Annotated in this window: 17 protein-coding genes; 4 read left to right on the plus strand and 13 right to left on the minus strand. The window is 71.0% G+C overall.

The window, feature by feature from the left end:
• Positions 1 to 133 precede the first annotated feature (133 nt).
• The 6 genes from NP095_RS09610 to hppD are packed head-to-tail and all read right to left on the minus strand — an operon-like array spanning position 134 to position 6,240.
• Positions 134 to 1,066, minus strand: coding sequence for a bifunctional riboflavin kinase/FAD synthetase (locus NP095_RS09610; RefSeq protein WP_256766029.1), 933 nt, complete (start codon positions 1,064 to 1,066; stop codon positions 134 to 136).
• Positions 1,067 to 1,099: 33 nt separating this feature from the next.
• Entirely contained in the window at positions 1,100 to 1,984 is an 885-nt protein-coding gene (locus NP095_RS09615; protein ID WP_256766030.1) for a phenylalanine 4-monooxygenase, read from the minus strand.
• 20 nt (positions 1,985 to 2,004) lie between these two features.
• Positions 2,005 to 3,153, minus strand: a complete 1,149-nt coding sequence (fahA, locus tag NP095_RS09620) for a fumarylacetoacetase (protein ID WP_256766031.1) — start codon at positions 3,151 to 3,153, stop codon at positions 2,005 to 2,007.
• Complete coding sequence (locus NP095_RS09625; RefSeq protein WP_256766032.1) at positions 3,150 to 3,851, minus strand: hypothetical protein; 702 nt, start codon at positions 3,849 to 3,851, stop codon at positions 3,150 to 3,152. The genes fahA and NP095_RS09625 overlap by 4 nt, the downstream gene beginning before the upstream one ends.
• Positions 3,848 to 5,026 carry a homogentisate 1,2-dioxygenase gene (locus NP095_RS09630; RefSeq protein WP_256766033.1) on the minus strand — a complete coding sequence of 393 codons (1,179 nt, stop codon included), beginning with the start codon at positions 5,024 to 5,026 and terminating at the stop codon, positions 3,848 to 3,850. Before NP095_RS09630 ends, NP095_RS09625 begins: the two co-directional genes overlap by 4 nt.
• A 17-nt stretch (positions 5,027 to 5,043) precedes the next feature.
• Positions 5,044 to 6,240 (minus strand): 4-hydroxyphenylpyruvate dioxygenase, encoded by a 1,197-nt coding sequence (hppD, locus tag NP095_RS09635; protein WP_256766034.1) that lies wholly within the window; start codon positions 6,238 to 6,240, stop codon positions 5,044 to 5,046.
• Positions 6,241 to 6,358: 118 nt separating this feature from the next.
• On the opposite strand from hppD, the gene NP095_RS09640 reads away from it, so the two are divergent.
• Together NP095_RS09640 and NP095_RS09645 are read left to right on the plus strand one after the other, a co-directional pair.
• Positions 6,359 to 6,850, plus strand: a complete 492-nt coding sequence (locus tag NP095_RS09640) for an Lrp/AsnC family transcriptional regulator (protein WP_249378417.1) — start codon at positions 6,359 to 6,361, stop codon at positions 6,848 to 6,850.
• Between the two features lie 42 nt (positions 6,851 to 6,892).
• Positions 6,893 to 7,486, plus strand: a complete 594-nt coding sequence (locus NP095_RS09645; RefSeq protein ID WP_256766035.1) for a winged helix-turn-helix transcriptional regulator — start codon at positions 6,893 to 6,895, stop codon at positions 7,484 to 7,486.
• Position 7,487: 1 nt separating this feature from the next.
• Here NP095_RS09645 and NP095_RS09650 read toward each other — a convergent pair whose 3' ends face one another.
• The 7 genes from NP095_RS09650 to rimP all read right to left on the minus strand — a co-directional run bounded on the left by NP095_RS09650 (position 7,488) and on the right by rimP (position 14,866).
• The gene (locus NP095_RS09650) at positions 7,488 to 8,729 is read right to left on the minus strand and encodes a phospholipase D-like domain-containing protein (protein ID WP_256766036.1); all 1,242 of its coding nucleotides are present in this window, start codon (positions 8,727 to 8,729) and stop codon (positions 7,488 to 7,490) included.
• A 20-nt stretch (positions 8,730 to 8,749) separates the two neighbouring features.
• Positions 8,750 to 9,640, minus strand: a complete 891-nt coding sequence (gene truB, locus NP095_RS09655) for a tRNA pseudouridine(55) synthase TruB (RefSeq protein ID WP_256766037.1) — start codon at positions 9,638 to 9,640, stop codon at positions 8,750 to 8,752.
• Positions 9,630 to 10,070, minus strand: coding sequence for a 30S ribosome-binding factor RbfA (gene rbfA / locus NP095_RS09660; RefSeq protein ID WP_256766038.1), 441 nt, complete (start codon positions 10,068 to 10,070; stop codon positions 9,630 to 9,632). Before rbfA ends, truB begins: the two co-directional genes overlap by 11 nt.
• 1 nt (position 10,071) lies before the next feature.
• Positions 10,072 to 12,942, minus strand: coding sequence for a translation initiation factor IF-2 (infB, locus tag NP095_RS09665; RefSeq protein ID WP_256766039.1), 2,871 nt, complete (start codon positions 12,940 to 12,942; stop codon positions 10,072 to 10,074).
• 141 nt (positions 12,943 to 13,083) lie between these two features.
• Complete coding sequence (locus NP095_RS09670; RefSeq protein WP_256766040.1) at positions 13,084 to 13,356, minus strand: YlxR family protein; 273 nt, start codon at positions 13,354 to 13,356, stop codon at positions 13,084 to 13,086.
• Positions 13,357 to 13,373: 17 nt separating this feature from the next.
• Positions 13,374 to 14,402 carry a transcription termination factor NusA gene (gene nusA / locus NP095_RS09675; protein ID WP_256766041.1) on the minus strand — a complete coding sequence of 343 codons (1,029 nt, stop codon included), beginning with the start codon at positions 14,400 to 14,402 and terminating at the stop codon, positions 13,374 to 13,376.
• Entirely contained in the window at positions 14,402 to 14,866 is a 465-nt protein-coding gene (gene rimP, locus NP095_RS09680) for a ribosome maturation factor RimP (RefSeq protein WP_249378424.1), read from the minus strand. Before rimP ends, nusA begins: the two co-directional genes overlap by 1 nt.
• A 73-nt stretch (positions 14,867 to 14,939) precedes the next feature.
• Here rimP and NP095_RS09685 point away from each other — a divergent pair, with 73 nt between their 5' ends.
• Both NP095_RS09685 and NP095_RS09690 read left to right on the plus strand, forming a co-directional pair.
• Positions 14,940 to 15,353, plus strand: a complete 414-nt coding sequence (locus NP095_RS09685; protein ID WP_256766042.1) for a hypothetical protein — start codon at positions 14,940 to 14,942, stop codon at positions 15,351 to 15,353.
• The gene (locus NP095_RS09690) at positions 15,350 to 15,760 is read left to right on the plus strand and encodes a DUF4439 domain-containing protein (RefSeq protein ID WP_256766043.1); all 411 of its coding nucleotides are present in this window, start codon (positions 15,350 to 15,352) and stop codon (positions 15,758 to 15,760) included. The genes NP095_RS09685 and NP095_RS09690 overlap by 4 nt, the downstream gene beginning before the upstream one ends.
• Positions 15,761 to 15,824: the final 64 nt, after the last annotated feature.

Here is a 15,824-nt window from a genome sequence, read left to right on the forward strand (position 1 = left end):
ACGTTTCTCCTTGGGATGTCCGTTGCACGGCGCGCCCGGGCCTGTTCACCGGGGCACTCTGGGTCCGTGGCCGTTCTACGGCAACTCTCAGGGTATCAGCGCCGCGGTGAACGTTCCTAATCGCCACGCAGGCTCAGAGGCGCAGCGCGGCGCGGGCCGCCGTGACGTCGCGATGCATCTGCTCGACCAGCGCCTCGAGCGACTCGTAGGCCACCATCTCGCGCAGCCGGGCGACGAACTCGACACGCACGGACCGCCCGTAGAGGTCGAGGTCGTCGCGGTCCAGGACGTACGACTCGACGCGTCGTCCGATTACTCCCTCGAAGGTCGGGTTGGTGCCGATCGACGTGGCGGCGGGCAGCCGCGTTCCGTCGGCCAGGACGAGCCACGCGGCGTAGACGCCGTCCGGCGGCACGGCGTAGGAGTCGTCCACCGGAACGTTCGCGGTCGGGAAGCCGAGCTCGCGGCCGCGGCGGTCGCCTTCGACGACGATCCCCTCGACCTCGTGCGGCCGGCCCAGGATCTCGGCGGCCCGCTCCATCTCGCCGGCGGCGACCGCCTCGCGGGCCCTGGTGGACGAGAAGGCGACACCGTCGCCGGCCAGGGCGGACTCGGCGGCCGTGAACCCGTTCTGACGACCGGACTCCTGCAGGGTCTCGATGGACCCGGAGGCGCGGCTGCCGTACCGGAAGCCCTCCCCCACGACGACGGCCTCGGCATGGCACTGGTCGAGGATGACGGCGCGGACGAACTCATCGGGCGACCACGACGCCATCTCGGGGGTGAAGTCCAGGACGCGCACGTGGTCGGCGCCGTGCTGGTGCAGCAGCTCGATGCGTCGCTCGAGGGTGGTCAGGCGCTTGGGCGCACGCTCGGGGGCGAAGATCGCGACGGGGTGCGGATCGAAGGTGATCGCGACCGTCGTGGCGTCGCCGGCGGCCGCGCGCGTGGCCGCCAGCAGGGACTGGTGGCCGAGGTGCACGCCGTCGAAGTTGCCGATCGTCACGGCGCTCGGTCCGGGCACGGTCGTGGCGGGAGCACCGTCGACCGCCTTCCAGATCACCACGGCGACACTGTGCCACATCCCCTCACGCCGGCCTCAGGCAGCGAGCCTCATCGCCTCGATCGAGTCGTCGGTGCAGGTGTCCCAGAAGCCGCCGACGACGTCCTGGAGCTGGCCGAAGGACTTCGCCGCGAACAACACCTCCTGGTAGTGCGTGATGTCGTAGTCGGTCGTGCCCATGTCGACCAGATCCAGCGGCCGGATGGTCATCTGGCGGAACTCCTCGATCTCGCCGGGGCTCGACAGGATGCCCGCGCCGTACGCCTTGAGACCGTCCGGCTCGTGGACGACGCCGAACTCGAGCGTGAACCAGAAGACCTTGCTGACGAACTGCAGCGCCTCGTCGGACTCGACGCGACGCACCGCCGCGCCGGCGGCCTCGTACAGCTGCGTGAACCGGCGGTCGGCCAGCGTGTTGCCGTGGCCGACCACCTCGTGCAGCACGTCGGGCTCGGGCGTGTAGAGCGGGACCGAGTGGTGGCGGACGTACTGCGTCGCCCAGAACCGGTGGTCCGCCAAGGCCCCGTAGAAGTCACGGAGAGGGACGAGTCCCGCGGCGGGCTGGTAGGCGAACCCGGTCAGGGGTGCCAGCGCCGTCGACAGCTCGGTCAACTGCGGCACGTGGTCCTCGGGCAGCCCGAAGGCCTCCTTGCCGTCGAGGTACTCGCGGCACGCGTACTCCCGGTGCTTGCCGCGCAGGTCCTCGCAGACGACGCGCCACACCTCGTGCTCGGCGTCGGTGTAGTCGATGAGCGGGGGCGGCTCCCCCGGCTCCCACCGGGCCGCGGCCGTCGCGATCCGGTCGCGCCGCTCGCGGTACGTGGGGTCCTCCAGCCCCGGGTGCCCCGCGCTCAGCTCGACCGAGACACTGCCGTCGCCCTTCTTCGTGATCGGCGCGAAGTACTGGCCTTCCTCGAACATGTCACTCCTTCCCGCGGTCCTCAGACCACGCGTCCTTCGACCTCGCCCAGGGGCAGCAGCCGACCGTCGCGCGTCCTCGCGGCGGCAGAGATGGTCACGGTGTCGCCGTCCTGTAGGAACCCGCGCTCGGTCCCGTCGGCCAGGGCCACCGGCGTGGTCCCGTTCCAGGACAGCTCCAGCAACGAGCCGCGCTGGTCCGGTTCAGGGCCGCTGACCGTGCCGGACGCGAAGAGGTCGCCGGTGCGCAGGGACGCCCCGTTGACGGTCAGGTGCGCGAGCATCTGGGCCGGCGTCCACGACATCGTCGCGAACGGCGGTCGCGACACGACCGTGCCGTTGATCGCGACGATCAGCTCCAGGTCGAGGCCCTCGCCCGGCGGGCTCAGGTAGTCCTGCAGGTCGACGCGTGGGGGCGGCGGATCGGTCCGGGCGTCGACGAGCGCGGCCCACGGCACGATCCACGGGGACACCGAGGTGGCGAAGGACTTGCCCAGGAACGGGCCGAGCGGGACGTACTCCCACGCCTGGATGTCGCGGGCCGACCAGTCGTTGACGACGCAGATCCCGAACACGTGCTGCTCGAAGGCGTCGACGCCCACCTGGTCTCCGAGGCCCGATCCGACCCCGACCACGAACCCGATCTCGGCCTCGATGTCGAGCCTGGCACTCGGACCGAAGCCGATGCTCCCGTCGGCCGAGCGCAGCTGACCGGAGGGCCGGCATACCGGGGTGCCCGAGACCACGACCGTGCCCGCCCGGCCGTGATAGCCGATCGGCAGGTGGTCCCAGTTCGGGGTGAGCGGCTCGCCGTCGGGGCGGAAGATCCTGCCCACGTTCGTCGCGTGGTGGCGCGACGCGTAGAAGTCGACGTAGTCCGCGACGGCGAAGGGCAGGTGCAGCCGCACCTCGCCGGCGGGCCGGGTGGGCGACGCGTCGGGCGCTGCTTCCAGCAGCACCTCCCGAACCGTGGCCCACACCTGCGGGCCGGCGGCCAGGAACCGATCGAGCGTGCCGTCGGCGAACAGCGCCGCGTGGTCCGGGACCAGTGTCGGCGCGAGGGCGGTCAGGTCGAGGACGCGGTCGCCCACCCCCACCCCCACGCGAGGGCCGTCGAGGTCCGCGCTGGTGAAGCTGCAGTACGGCAGCGTCCCCGCGGCGAACCCGGTCATGCGACCAGCCCCAGCTCACGCAGGCCCGCGAGCGGCTCGTCGAGGTCGCACGTGCCGATCGACCGGAACAGCCGTCTCGCCTCGGCCAGGGACGTCAGGTCAAGGTCGGCGGGCGCCGCCGTCAGGACCGGCTCGGGGTCGTCCCCGTGCATCGCCGCGACGACCGCGGCCATCACGTTGACGAAGCCGTGGGCGCCGTCGTGCGCGACGGCGGAGTGCAGTCCGGCCGTCAGCTTGAACGGCTGGTCGTGGCGGACGCAGTGCGCGATCGCCGCACCCAGCTCGGCCGGCGTCGGGACGTACTCGCCCCCGCAGCGCAGCTTGAGGACCGCTCCTGCCGGAACGTCGAAGCCCGACCCCCATGCCATCTCGACGGCGATCGTCCGCACCGGCAGGTCCGGCAGCGCCGCGACCGGTCCTCGCACCTCGACCGCGACCGGCTCGACCCGCGTGCCGGACGTCGATGCGAGGGCCGAGGCCGTCTCGTCCACGCCACCCACGAGAGACAGTCGCAGCGGCTCGGTGGCTGCCCCGAGCACCGCCGGCAGTCGCGCCGTGTCGCACACGAGCGGCCCGAGCAGACCGCCCTGCGGGCCCGCCCGACGCGTCTCGTGCTGCTTGACCGCCACCTCCACCGGCGCGTTCCCGGGCGGGAAGATGGCGGCGTCGTCGAAGAACCCATCGAAGACCGAGGTCATGAGCGGCCCCACGAGAGGTGGTAGACGCCGTCGTCGACCGCGCGGCCGCCCTCGCCCAGCTCGAGCGGGCGGAAGGTGTCGACCATGACCGCGAGCTCGTCGAAGGACTCCGCGCCCAGACTCGCCTCGATCGACGACGGTTGCGGCCCGTGGGAGTGGCCGCCGGGATGCACCGAGATCGATCCCTTGCCGATGCCGGAGCCCTTGCGGGCCTCGTAGTCGCCGTCGACGTAGAACATGATCTCGTCGGAGTCGACGTTCGAGTGGTAGTACGGCACCGGGATCGCGAGCGGGTGGTAGTCCACCTTGCGCGGCACGAAGTTGCAGACGACGAAGTTGTTCGCCTCGAACACCTGGTGCACCGGCGGCGGCTGGTGGACCCGCCCGGTGATCGGCTCGAAGTCGGCCACGTTGAACGCGTACGGGTAGAGACAGCCGTCCCACCCCACCACGTCGAAGGGGTGCCGGGGCACGACGTGGACGGTGCCGGAGAGCCCACCCGGGCCCGAGCCCCGGTGCTTCACGAAGACCTCGACGTCGGTCCCCTCGCGGACCTCCGGCTCACCGGGCCCGCGCAGGTCGCGCTCGCAGTACGGGGCGTGCTCGAGCAGTTGGCCGAACCGTGACAGGTAGCGCTTCGGCGGCCCGATGTGGCTGTTCGCCTCGATGCAGTACGCCCGCACCGGCCCGTCCGGGACCCACCGGTGCGTCGTCGCGCGCGGGACGATCAGGTAGTCGCCCGGCCCGAACGGCAGTGGACCGAAGACGGTCTCGAGCGTGCCCCGCCCGGCCTCGATGAAGACGCACTCGTCACCCGTGGCGTTGCGGTACAGCGGGGACGTCTGCTCGCCGACCGCGTACGAGATCCGCACGTCGGCGTTGCCCAGCACGAGTCGCCGGCCCCGGACCAGGTCGCGCCCGGCGTCGGAGAACAGGTCGTGCAGCCTCAGGTGCCGGGGCAGCAGCGGCTCGTTGGGGGTCGTGGCCTGGTCGGGCAGGTCCCACGTCCGCGCTTCGACGATCGCCGACGGCACGCCCACGTGGTAGAGCAGGGACGAGTCCGAGCTGAAGCCCTCCTCCCCCATCAGCTCCTCGCGGTACAGCGACCCGTCGGCCGCCCGGTGCTGGGTGTGGCGCTTGGGCGGGACGAGCCCCGCGCTGCGGTAGTGGGCCATGTCAGGGCCTCCCCGGCCTAGAAGTTGCCACGCCGGGCCTGCTCGCGCTCGATCGCCTCGAACAGCGCCTGGAAGTTCCCCTTGCCGAAGCCCAGCGAGCCGTGGCGCTCGATCAGCTCGAAGAACACCGTCGGCCGGTCGCCGATCGGCTTCGTGAAGATCTGCAGCAGGTAGCCGTCCTCGTCCCGGTCGACCAGGATCCCGCGGCGCTGCAGCTCCTCGATGGGCACGCGCACCTCGCCGATCCGCTCGCGCAGCGCCGGGTCGGTGTAGTACGAGTCCGGCGTGTCGAGGAACTCGATCCCCGCGTCGCGCAGTCGGTCGACGGTCTGCAGGATGTCGGCCGTCGCCAGGGCCAGGTGCTGGACCCCGGGACCGCGGTAGAACTCCAGGTACTCGTCGATCTGGGACTTCTTCTTGGCGATCGCGGGCTCGTTCAGCGGGAACTTCACCCGGTGGTTCCCGCTGGCGACCACCTTGCTCATCAGGGCGCTGTACTCGGTGGCGATGTCGTCGCCGACGAACTCGGCCATGTTGGTGAAGCCCATGACGCGGCGATAGAAGTCGACCCACTCGTCCATGCGGCCGAGCTCGACGTTGCCCACGACGTGATCGAGTGCCTGGAAGACCGGGGTGGCGTCCGGGTCGCGCCGCATCGTCGAGGAGCGCGCCACGAAGCCCGGCAGGTAGGGGCCGGAGTACCGGCTGCGGTCGACCAGCGAGTGGCGCGTGTCGCCGTAGGCCGCGATGGCGGCCATGCGCACCGTGCCGTGCTCGTCGGTGACGTCGTGCGCCTCCTGCAGGATCGTCGCGCCCTGCTCACGCGCCTGGCGCACGCAGGCGTCCACGTCGGGGACCTCGAGCGCGACGTCCACGACACCGTCGCCGTGGAGGCGGTGGTGGTCCATCACGGGGCTGTCGGGCGCGACTCCGCCGCGGAGCACGAACCGCACGGCACCGCTCGCGACGACGTACGCCTTGTGGTCACGGTTGCCGGTCTCGGGCCCGGAGTAGGCCACGAGATCCATCCCGTAGGCGGACATGAAGAAGTGGGCCGACTGGGTGGCGTTGCCGACGTCCCAGACCAGCGCGTCCCAGCCGGTGACCGGGAAGGGGTCCGTCGTCGCGTCGTGCTCGACCAGGCCGACGAGCTGACGCAGTTGATCGAGGTCGAGGTGAGCGAGGCGCTCGGCATCCGTGAGATCGAGGGTCATGTGACTCAGGACACACCTGAGGTCGGCGCTGGGCAACCTCGGACTCAGGAACTGTCCACGCTAGACATTGCGCGCACAACCACCGGGCACCAACTGTCCAGATTGCTAGGCTCACGTCATGGTGGACCGTTTGGACGTCGCGCTCATCGAGGCCATGCACGACCATCCTCGGGTCGGTGATCTCGAGCTGTCACGCCTGCTGGGCGTCGCGCGCGCGACGGTCCAGTCCCGGCTGCGCAAGCTGGAGGAGTCCGGCGTCATCACCGGCTACGCCCCCGACATCGACCTGGCCGCCGCCGGGCACCCGGTGCAGGCGTTCGTGACCCTGCAGATCGTCCAGGGCTCCATCGACGCCGTCACCGAGGAGCTCATGTCGCTGCCGAGCGTTCTCGAGGCGTTCATCACCAGTGGTGAGGCCGACATCGTCTGCAAGATCGCCGCGACGTCCCATGAGGACCTGAAGGACACGCTGCTGCACATCAGCGGTTCGGGGTCCGTGGCGCGCACCAGCAGCGTGATCGTGCTGTCCGAGCTGGTTCCCCCGCGGGTTCTGCCCATCCTGCGCCGTGGAGCGACCGAACCTCCGCCGCGCGCACCCGCGTTCCGCTGACACCCCTTCAGCTGCGACCGCCGAGGGTGGACCATCGAAGGTATGAGGGCGATCGCGGTGGTGGCGCAGGATGCTCGCGCGGACACGATCGTCCACGCGCTGCGCTCCGCGGGATTCGAGGACAGCGTGGCCTCTGACGCCCGGTCGCTGACCGCCAGGCGCAACGGCGACTTCGACCTCCTCGTCCTCGATCCGGCGGTCACCGGGACGCTCGGGGCCCCACTGCTCGATCAGCTGCGCGACGAGCAGCCGGCACTCCCGATCATCCTGCTGGCCTCGGACGACGAGACCACCCGTGAGGTGGTCGCCCGCGTGCGGGAGCACTTCACGCCGGCGGACCACTCCCCCGACGGCGACGGCGTGGCCACCGCCGAGGTGCGGCTCGACGCCCAGGGCAGGCGCGCGTACGTGGGCGAGCGTGAGGTCACCCTCTCGCCACGGGAGTTCGCCCTGGCCTCGACCCTGCTGCGCCACCGGGGCCAGACCCTCTCGCGCGAGCAGCTGCTCGAGCACGTGTGGGGCTCCGACGCCGGGCTGCGCTCGAACATCGTCGACGTGTACGTCGGCTACCTGCGCAGGAAGCTCGGCAGCGACGTCGTCACCACCGTGCGGGGCCTGGGCTATCGCGTGGGCTGACTCAGACCAGCGGACGCCACGGGCGCAGCAGACGCTCGTAGAGCCGCGCGATGGTGGGACGCGAACGCCAGGTGGTGACGTCGAGCACCTCGGCCTTCTGCGCATCGCGCTCGAAGATCCGGCCCATGCCCTCGGCGAGCTTCTCGTCGAGGATCTCGAGGTTGATCTCGTAGTTGCCGGTCAGGCTCAGCCGGTCGATGTTGGCCGTGCCGATGGTCGACCACTCGCCGTCGATCGTCATGGTCTTGGCGTGCACCATGTGGTCGCGGTAGCGCAGGATCTCGATGCCGGCCTCGAGCATCGGGCCGAAGTAGCTGCGGGCGATGAAGTCGGCCACGACGTGGTTCGACACCTTCGGCACGAGGATCCGCACGCGCACGCCGCGCCGGCTGGCGTCGATCAGCGCCTGCAGGATGTCCTGGTCGGGGATGAAGTAGGCCTGCGTGATCTCGATCGTCGACACGGCACGGTCGATGGCCTCGAGGTACATCCCGCGGATCGGGAAGATCAGCTGGCGCGGGACGTTGCGGTGGGCCCGCACGTGCGGGTCCCACGTGGCCTCGGTCAGGGCCCGGATCTTCTTGCGGAACAGGCTGTCGTTCCAGAAGTCGATGACCGCGTTCTCGAGGTCCCACACCGCCGGACCCGTGACGGCCACGTGAGTGTCGCGCCATTCGTTCGCGTACAGGCTGCCGATGTTGTACCCACCCACGAACCCGATGGCGTCGTCGACGACGAGGATCTTGCGGTGGTCGCGGCCCCACGAGCGCGGGCTGAACACGTTCAGGCGACGCGGCAGGATCGGGTAGCGCATCATCTTGATGCCGTGGCCGAACCGGAAGAAGCTCGGCGGCACGACGAGGTTCGCGAACCCGTCGTAGATCACGCACACCTCGACGCCGCGGTCAGCCGCGTCGCGCAGGGCCTCGCGGAACCGGCGGCCCATCGCGTCGGCCTTGATGATGTAGGTCTCCAGCAGGATCCGGCGCCGGGCGCCGGCGATCGCCGCGAGCATGTCGTCGTACAGCGCCTCGCCCGAGACGTAGACCTGCACCTCGTTGCCTCCGCCGATCGGAAAGTACTCGGCGGGGACACGCGGCAGCGGGGGCGTGCCCTTGGCGCGCAGGCGCTTGCGGATCGAGGTCGTCGCCATCAGCGAGACGATGGCGCCGACCTGCACCAGCAGGGCGCCGAGGAGGACACGGCGGACCCACCCGCGAGAAGACGAAGATCCGAACGGCATGGCGTTCAGCCTAGGCCGTCTCAGACGAAGACCGCGACCGGGCGCGCCCCGGCGCCCGCGGACTCGTACAGCGCCAAGAAGGAGCCGTCGGGCGCGAACATCGCGACCGGGGCTCCGGGCGGCAGCTGCAGGTCCGGCAGGGCCCGACCGAACCGGACGGCCTGGGCCTGCTGCTCGGAGAGCTCGGCTCCCGGGAAGGTCGCGCGAGCGGCGTCGTCGAGACCGACGATCTCGAAGGACTGCGCCAGCTCGTCGAGCGTGCGGGCGCGGTCGAGACCGAACCGGCCGACGCGGGTGCGGCGCAGGCTGGTCAGGTGTCCCCCGACGCCCAGCGAAGCGCCGAGATCGCGCGCCAGCGCACGCACGTAGGTGCCGCTGGAGCACTCGACCCGGACCTGGGCGTACGCCCTCGTGCCGGGGGTGAAGTCGAGCAGCTCGAAGGTCGAGACCTCGACCGCGCGGGCGGCCAGCTCGACCTGCTCGCCCGAGCGCACCCGGGCGTAGGACCGCTTGCCGTCGACCTTGATCGCCGACACCGCGGACGGCACCTGCTCGATCTTGCCGGTCAGCGGCAGCATCGCCTCGCGCACCGCCTCCGCACTGAGGGACGAGGCGTCGGCGGTGCCGGTCTCGTCCCCCTGCGCGTCGTCGGTGACGGTCGTGGCGCCCAGGGCGATCGTCGCGAGGTACTCCTTGTCGGAGCCTGCGACGTACCCGAGCAGTCGCGTCGCACGGTTGACCCCGACCACCAGAACTCCGGTGGCCATGGGGTCGAGCGTGCCGGCGTGGCCGACCTTGCGCGTGCCGGCCAGCCGGCGGATGCGCGCGACCACGTCGTGCGACGTCCAGTCAGCGGGCTTGTCGACGACGACCAGCCCGCTGGCCGGACCACCCGGTGACTCAGTCGTCACCGGGCTCCTCGTCGTCCTCGCGCACCTTGTACGGGTCGGGCTCGCCGGCGTACGCCGCACCCTGGGCCCGCTCGGCGACGCGAGCGTCGGACTCGCGGGCCTTGGCCAGCAGGTCCTCGATCTCGCGCGCCGTCTCGGGCACCGAGTCCAGGAAGAACTCCAGGGACGGCGTGTGCCGCACCCCGAGCTGCTTGCCGACCTCCTTGCGGATCAGGCCGGTGGCGCTGATCAGCGCCGCCGCCGTGTCCGCCCGAGCCCGCTCGTCGCCCATGACCGTGTAGAAGATCGACGCATTCTGACCGTCACCGGTCAGCCGCACATCGGTGATGGTGACGAAGCCGAGCCGCGGGTCCTTGACCCGCCGCTCGAGCATCGTCGCCACGATCTCCTTGATGCGGTCGGAGAGCTTGGCCTGACGTGGACCTGCCATGTCAGTCCCGCTTCTTCTCGACCAGCTCGAAGGCCTCGATCACGTCCCCGACCTTGATGTCGGAGTACGAGACCACGACACCGCACTCGAAGCCCTCGCGGACCTCGGACGCGTCGTCCTTCTCACGGCGCAGGGACAGGACGTCGAGGTTGTCGGCCACGACCGAGCCGTCGCGCACGATGCGAACCTTCGCATTGCGGCGGATGGACCCGCTGGTGACCATGCAGCCCGCGATGTTGCCGCCCTTGACCTTCGACGACTTGAAGATGTCGCGGATCTCGGCGGTACCGAGCTGCTGCTCCTCGTAGATCGGCTTGAGCATGCCCTTGAGGGCCGCCTCGATCTCGTCGATGGCCTGGTAGATGACCGAGTAGTACTTGATCTCGACACCCTCGCGGTCGGCCAGCTCCGTCGCCTTGCCCTGCGGGCGGACGTTGTAGCCGACGATGACCGCGTTGGACGCAGCCGCCAGGTTGACGTCGGTCTCGGTGATCGCGCCGACACCGCGGTCGATGACCCGCAGTGCGACCTCGTCGCCGATCTCGATGTTGGCCAGCGAGTCCTCGAGCGCCTCGACCGAGCCGGCGCCGTCACCCTTGAGGATGAGCAGCAGCTCGTCGGTCTCGCCCTTCTCCAACGAGGACATGAAGTCCTCGAGGGTCCGGCGACCCGAGCGCTTGGCCAGCAGAGCGTTGCGCTCACGGGCCTCACGCTTCTCGGCGATCTGACGGGCCAGGCGGTCGTCCTCGACCACCATGAAGTTGTCGCCTGCACCGGGCACGGCCGTCAGGCCGAGCACCAGCGCCGGACGCGACGGGGTCGCCTCCTCGATGTTGGCACCGAACTCGTCGAGCATGGCGCGCACACGGCCGAAGGCCGGGCCCGCCACGAGCGAGTCGCCGACGCGCAGCGTGCCGCGCTGCACCAGCACCGTGGCCACGGGGCCACGACCGCGGTCGAGGTGAGCCTCGATCGCGAGGCCCTCGGCCGGCTGGTCGGGGTTGGCACGCAGGTCCAACTCGGCGTCCGCCGTCAGCACGATGGCCTCCAGCAGCGCGTCCAGACCGATCTCGGACTTGGCCGAGACGTCGATGAACATCGTGTCTCCGCCGTACTCCTCGGGCACGAGACCGTACTCGGTCAGCTGGCCGCGGACCTTGGTCGGATCGGCGCCTTCCTTGTCGATCTTGTTGACCGCGACGACGACCGGCACACCGGCGGCCTTGGCGTGGTTGAGCGCCTCGACCGTCTGGGGCATGACGCCGTCGTCGGCCGCGACCACGAGGATCGCGATGTCGGTCGCCTGGGCACCACGGGCACGCATGGCGGTGAACGCCTCGTGACCGGGGGTGTCGATGAAGGTGATCGCACGCTCGGTGCCGTCGACCTCGGTGGTGACCTGGTAGGCACCGATCGACTGCGTGATGCCGCCGGCCTCCTTGGCCGCGACGTTCGCCTTGCGGAGCGCGTCGAGCAGCTTCGTCTTGCCGTGGTCGACGTGACCCATGACCGTGACGACCGGCGGGCGCGCCGCGAGATCGGACTCGTCGCCGACATCCTCGCCGAACTCCAGCGAGAAGGACTCGAGCAGCTCGCGGTCCTCGTCCTCGGGCGAGACGACCTGGACGTCGTAGTTCAGCTCCTCACCGAGCAGCTGCAGCGTCTCGTCGTTGACCGACTGGGTCGCGGTGACCATCTCGCCCATGTGGAACAGGACCTGGACCAGCGATGCCGCGTCGACTCCGACCTTGTCGGCGAAGTCCGTCAGCGAGGCACCACGGGCCAGGCGCACGACCTGGCCGTCGCCCTTGCGGACGCGCACGCCGCCGATCGACGGCGCCTGCATCTGGTCGAATTCCTGACGCTTCGCGCGCTTGCTCTTGCGACCACGACGCACGGGGCCACCGGCGCGACCGAAGGCACCCTGGGTGCCGCCGCGCTGGTTGCGACCGGGTCCACCGGGACGACCGCCGCCCGCGGGGGGACCACTGAAGCCGCCGGGACGAGCGCCGCCGCCACCGCCGCCGGGACGGCCTGCGCCGCCACCGCCACCGGGACGACCACCGGGACCACCGGCGCGACCGCCGGGGCCGGGACGGCCACCGGGACGTGCCGGGGTGACCGACGACTGCTTGGGCATCATGGCCGGGTTCGGGCGGGGCATGCCCGGACGTGCCGGAGCGGCGCCAGCGCCACCCTCACGTGCGGCCGGCGGACGCGGGGCGCGGTCCTGCTGCATGCCCTGCTTGGACGAGAACGGGTTGTTGCCCGGGCGCGCCGCAGGGGTACGGGGACCGGGTCGCGGTCCGCCGGTGGGCAGGCCACCGGCCTGGCCCGGACGCGGCGTGGAAGCCGGACCCGGACGCGGGCCCGGGGTACGGGTCGGTGCCGGGCCCGGACGGGCGCCGGTGGACTCGGCGGCAGCCGGGGCCGGAGCCTCGGGAGCCGCAGCCGGTGCCTCGGGAGCCGGGGCGGGTGCCTCGGCGGCCGGGGCGGGTGCCTCGGCGGCCGGGGCCGCAGGCGCGGGACCGGGGGTGGGTGCCGGGCCGGGCTTCGGCGCGGCGGGAGCCGACGGGGTGGCCGGCGGTGCGGCGACCTCGGCGGCGGTGGACTCGGCGGGAGCCGGCGCGGGCGCCGTCTCCTTGGCCTGGGGGGCCTCGGCCGGCTTGGCGGCGGGGGCCTTCTTGGCGGACTTCTTGGCGCCCTGCTCGCGCAGGCGGTCGCCGTGCTCCTCCTTGAGGCGGCGCACGACAGGCGCCTCGACGGTCGAGGACGCGGACTTCACGTACTCGCCCATCTCCTTGAGGGTGGACAGGACGACCTTGCTCTCAACACCTAGCTCGCGGGCGAGCTCGTGGACTCTTACAGCCACTCTTCTCCTTCAGGGATCCGGCCCCGAAGGAGGCACGGATCAGTAGTTGACGTACAGGCTCATTGGGAAGTACTCATCGAGTGCTCATGAGCGTGTGCTCCGATTTCCGTTTCGAGTGGCACCGGTCGGTACCACGGGTGGTCAGGCTCTCCGGGCGGCTTCGACTCGCACCCATTCAGCGACGGCGTCCGTGCTGACGGGCCCTTCGAGACGAAGCGCCCTGACGAACGCCCGCCTGTCGAGGGCGAGCTTCAGGCACCGTTCCGCGGGGTGCAGATGCGCTCCGCGGCCCGGTCGAGATCCGCCGGGATCGGGCTCCACGGTCCATCCCGTGTCATCCCGGTCGGCGACGACTCTCACCAGAGTGGTCTTGTCCGCACGCTGCCGACATCCGACGCACGTACGAATCACCATCGTCAAGTCTAGCGGCTCTACCGGGAGGACGACGAATCGCCATCGGCCACGGGCGCGGTGTCGGGCCGGATGTCGATCCGCCAACCGGTCAACTTCGCTGCGAGGCGGGCGTTCTGGCCCTCCTTGCCGATCGCGAGGGAAAGTTGGAAGTCCGGCACGACGACCCGTGCCGAGCGCATCGTCTCGTCCACGATCGTCACGCCCTTGACCTGGGCGGGCGACAACGCGTAAGCGATGAACTCCGCCGGGTTCTCGCTGAAGTCGACGATGTCGATCTTCTCGCCGTGCAGCTCGCTCATCACCGAGCGCACCCGCTGGCCCATCGGGCCGATGCAGGCGCCCTTGGGGTTGACGCCCGGCGCGTTGGCCTTGACCGCGATCTTCGTGCGGTGGCCGGCCTCGCGCGCGATCGCGGCGATCTCGACGGTGCCGTCGGCGATCTCGGGCGACTCCAGGGCGAACAGCAGCTTCACCAGGTTCGGGTGGGTGCGCGACACCTTCACGCGCGGGCCGCGCATGCCGCGCTCGACCTCGTAGACGTACGCCTTGATGCGCTCGCCGTGGGCGTAGCGCTCCTCGGGGACGCGCTCGTTGACCGGCAGGATCGCCTCGATGTTGCCCAGGTCGATCAGCACGTCGCCGGGCGACCGGCCCTGCTGGATCACACCGGAGACGATGTCGCCGACGCGACCGGAGAACTCGCCGAACTTGCGCTCGTCCTCGACGTCGCGGATGCGCTGCATGATCAGCTGGCGCGCGACGGACGCCGCGAAGCGACCGAAGTCCTCCGGGGTGTCGTCGAACTCCTCGGTGAAGGTCGCCGGCTGCGGCTCGCCGTCCTCGGTGGGCGGCGGCGTGACCCGCTCACGGGCCCACACGGTCACGTGACCGGTCTTGCGGTCCAGCTCGACGCGCGCGTGCTGCTGGGCGCCGCCGGTCTTGTGGTACGCGGACAGCAGCGCGGTCTCGATCGCGTCGACGACCAGGTCGAAGCTGATCCCCTTCTCGCGCTCCAGCATCCGCAGCGCGGACATGTCGATGTCCATCAGACGTCCTTCCGGTTCAACTCGATCTGGACGACGGCCTTGACGATCTCGTCGTACGGGAAACGGGTGGTGTCACCCGAGATGGCCAGGTCGACGCCGTTGTCGTCGCTCGCGCCGATGCGGGCCTCGAAGCGCTCGCCGTCGGTGAGCTCGACCGCGACGAGGCGGCCGGCGTTGCGGCGCCAGTGGCGGGGCTCGACGAGGGGGCGGTCGACACCGCGCGAGGCGACCTCGAGGGTGTAGCGGCCCTCCCCCATCACGTCGGACTCGTCGAGGACGGCGGAGATGGCGCGCGTGGCCTCGGCGACCTGGTCGATGCCGACGCCACCGTCGCGGTCGACGGCGACGAGCAGACGGCGGCGCTCGTCCTTGCCCAGCAGCTCGACCTCTTCGAGGTCAAGGCCCAGCGAGGCGGTCACGGGCTCGAGGAGACTCGATATCCGGTCGATGATCGGGGTCGTCATCTCTGGTCCTCTTCAGTTGTGGTGCGTGAACACCCCATCTTATCGAAGTGTGCTCGCTCGGTAGTCTGCGGTCGTGAGCAGCCGTCGCGTCGTCCTGGCAGCCGCCGGTGGCGTGGCGGTCGCCCTGGCCGGCCTCTTCGTCACCGACACCTTCGACGACGCCCTGCTCGCCGTGGGCGCGAAGCCCAAACCGCTCCCCCGTCCGGAGGACACGTCCCTGATGGAGGCCGTCGTGGACGACCAGCAGCGCGTGCTGGCCGTCGCACGTGGCGCGGGGAACGCCGCCGTCGTGACCCTGCTGACCGCCCAGCTCGAGCAGCTCGGCGCCACCCCCGGGAACGCGACGGCCACGGGCGACCTGGCGGGGGCGCTGCGCACCGCATCGCGCCACCGGGCGACGGATGCGCGGGCGGCGATCTCGCCCGAGTTCGCCCAGGTGCTGGCGTCGCTGTCGGCCGGCCTCGCACAGGCGGAGACACTGGCATGAGCACCGAGACCGAGCTGCGCCTCACCGAGCGCTGGCTGGCCCTCGAGCACGAGGCGATCTGGGTGCTGGCGCTCGTGGGCGCCCGCTTCCCCGACCTGGCCGACACCGCACGCCAGGACCTGGCGGCGCACCGGACCACCCGGGATCGGCTCAGTGGCGTCGTCGAGTCGCTCGGCGGCCGCCCGGCGGGCCCGCGACCCTCCTACGCGGTGACCGATCCGCGGGACGCCGCCGCCGCACGGGCCCTGGTGCAGGACGTCGAGTCGCGCATCGCCGCCGCCTGCGTCCGGTTGGTGGCCGTCACCGAGGACAAGGCACGCGACCGCGCGGTCCGCGGCCTGCGCACCGCAGCGCTGGGCCAGGTCCGCTGGGGCGCCGAGCCCGAGCCGTTCCCAGGCCTCGACTGATCCCACGGCCCGGTCCCGCTCCCGCGGGCGAGATGTGTAGCGCTGTGCACCGTGATTTCTCGCA

Source organism: Aeromicrobium duanguangcaii (assembly GCF_024508295.1).
GTDB classification, from domain to species: domain Bacteria; phylum Actinomycetota; class Actinomycetes; order Propionibacteriales; family Nocardioidaceae; genus Aeromicrobium; species Aeromicrobium duanguangcaii.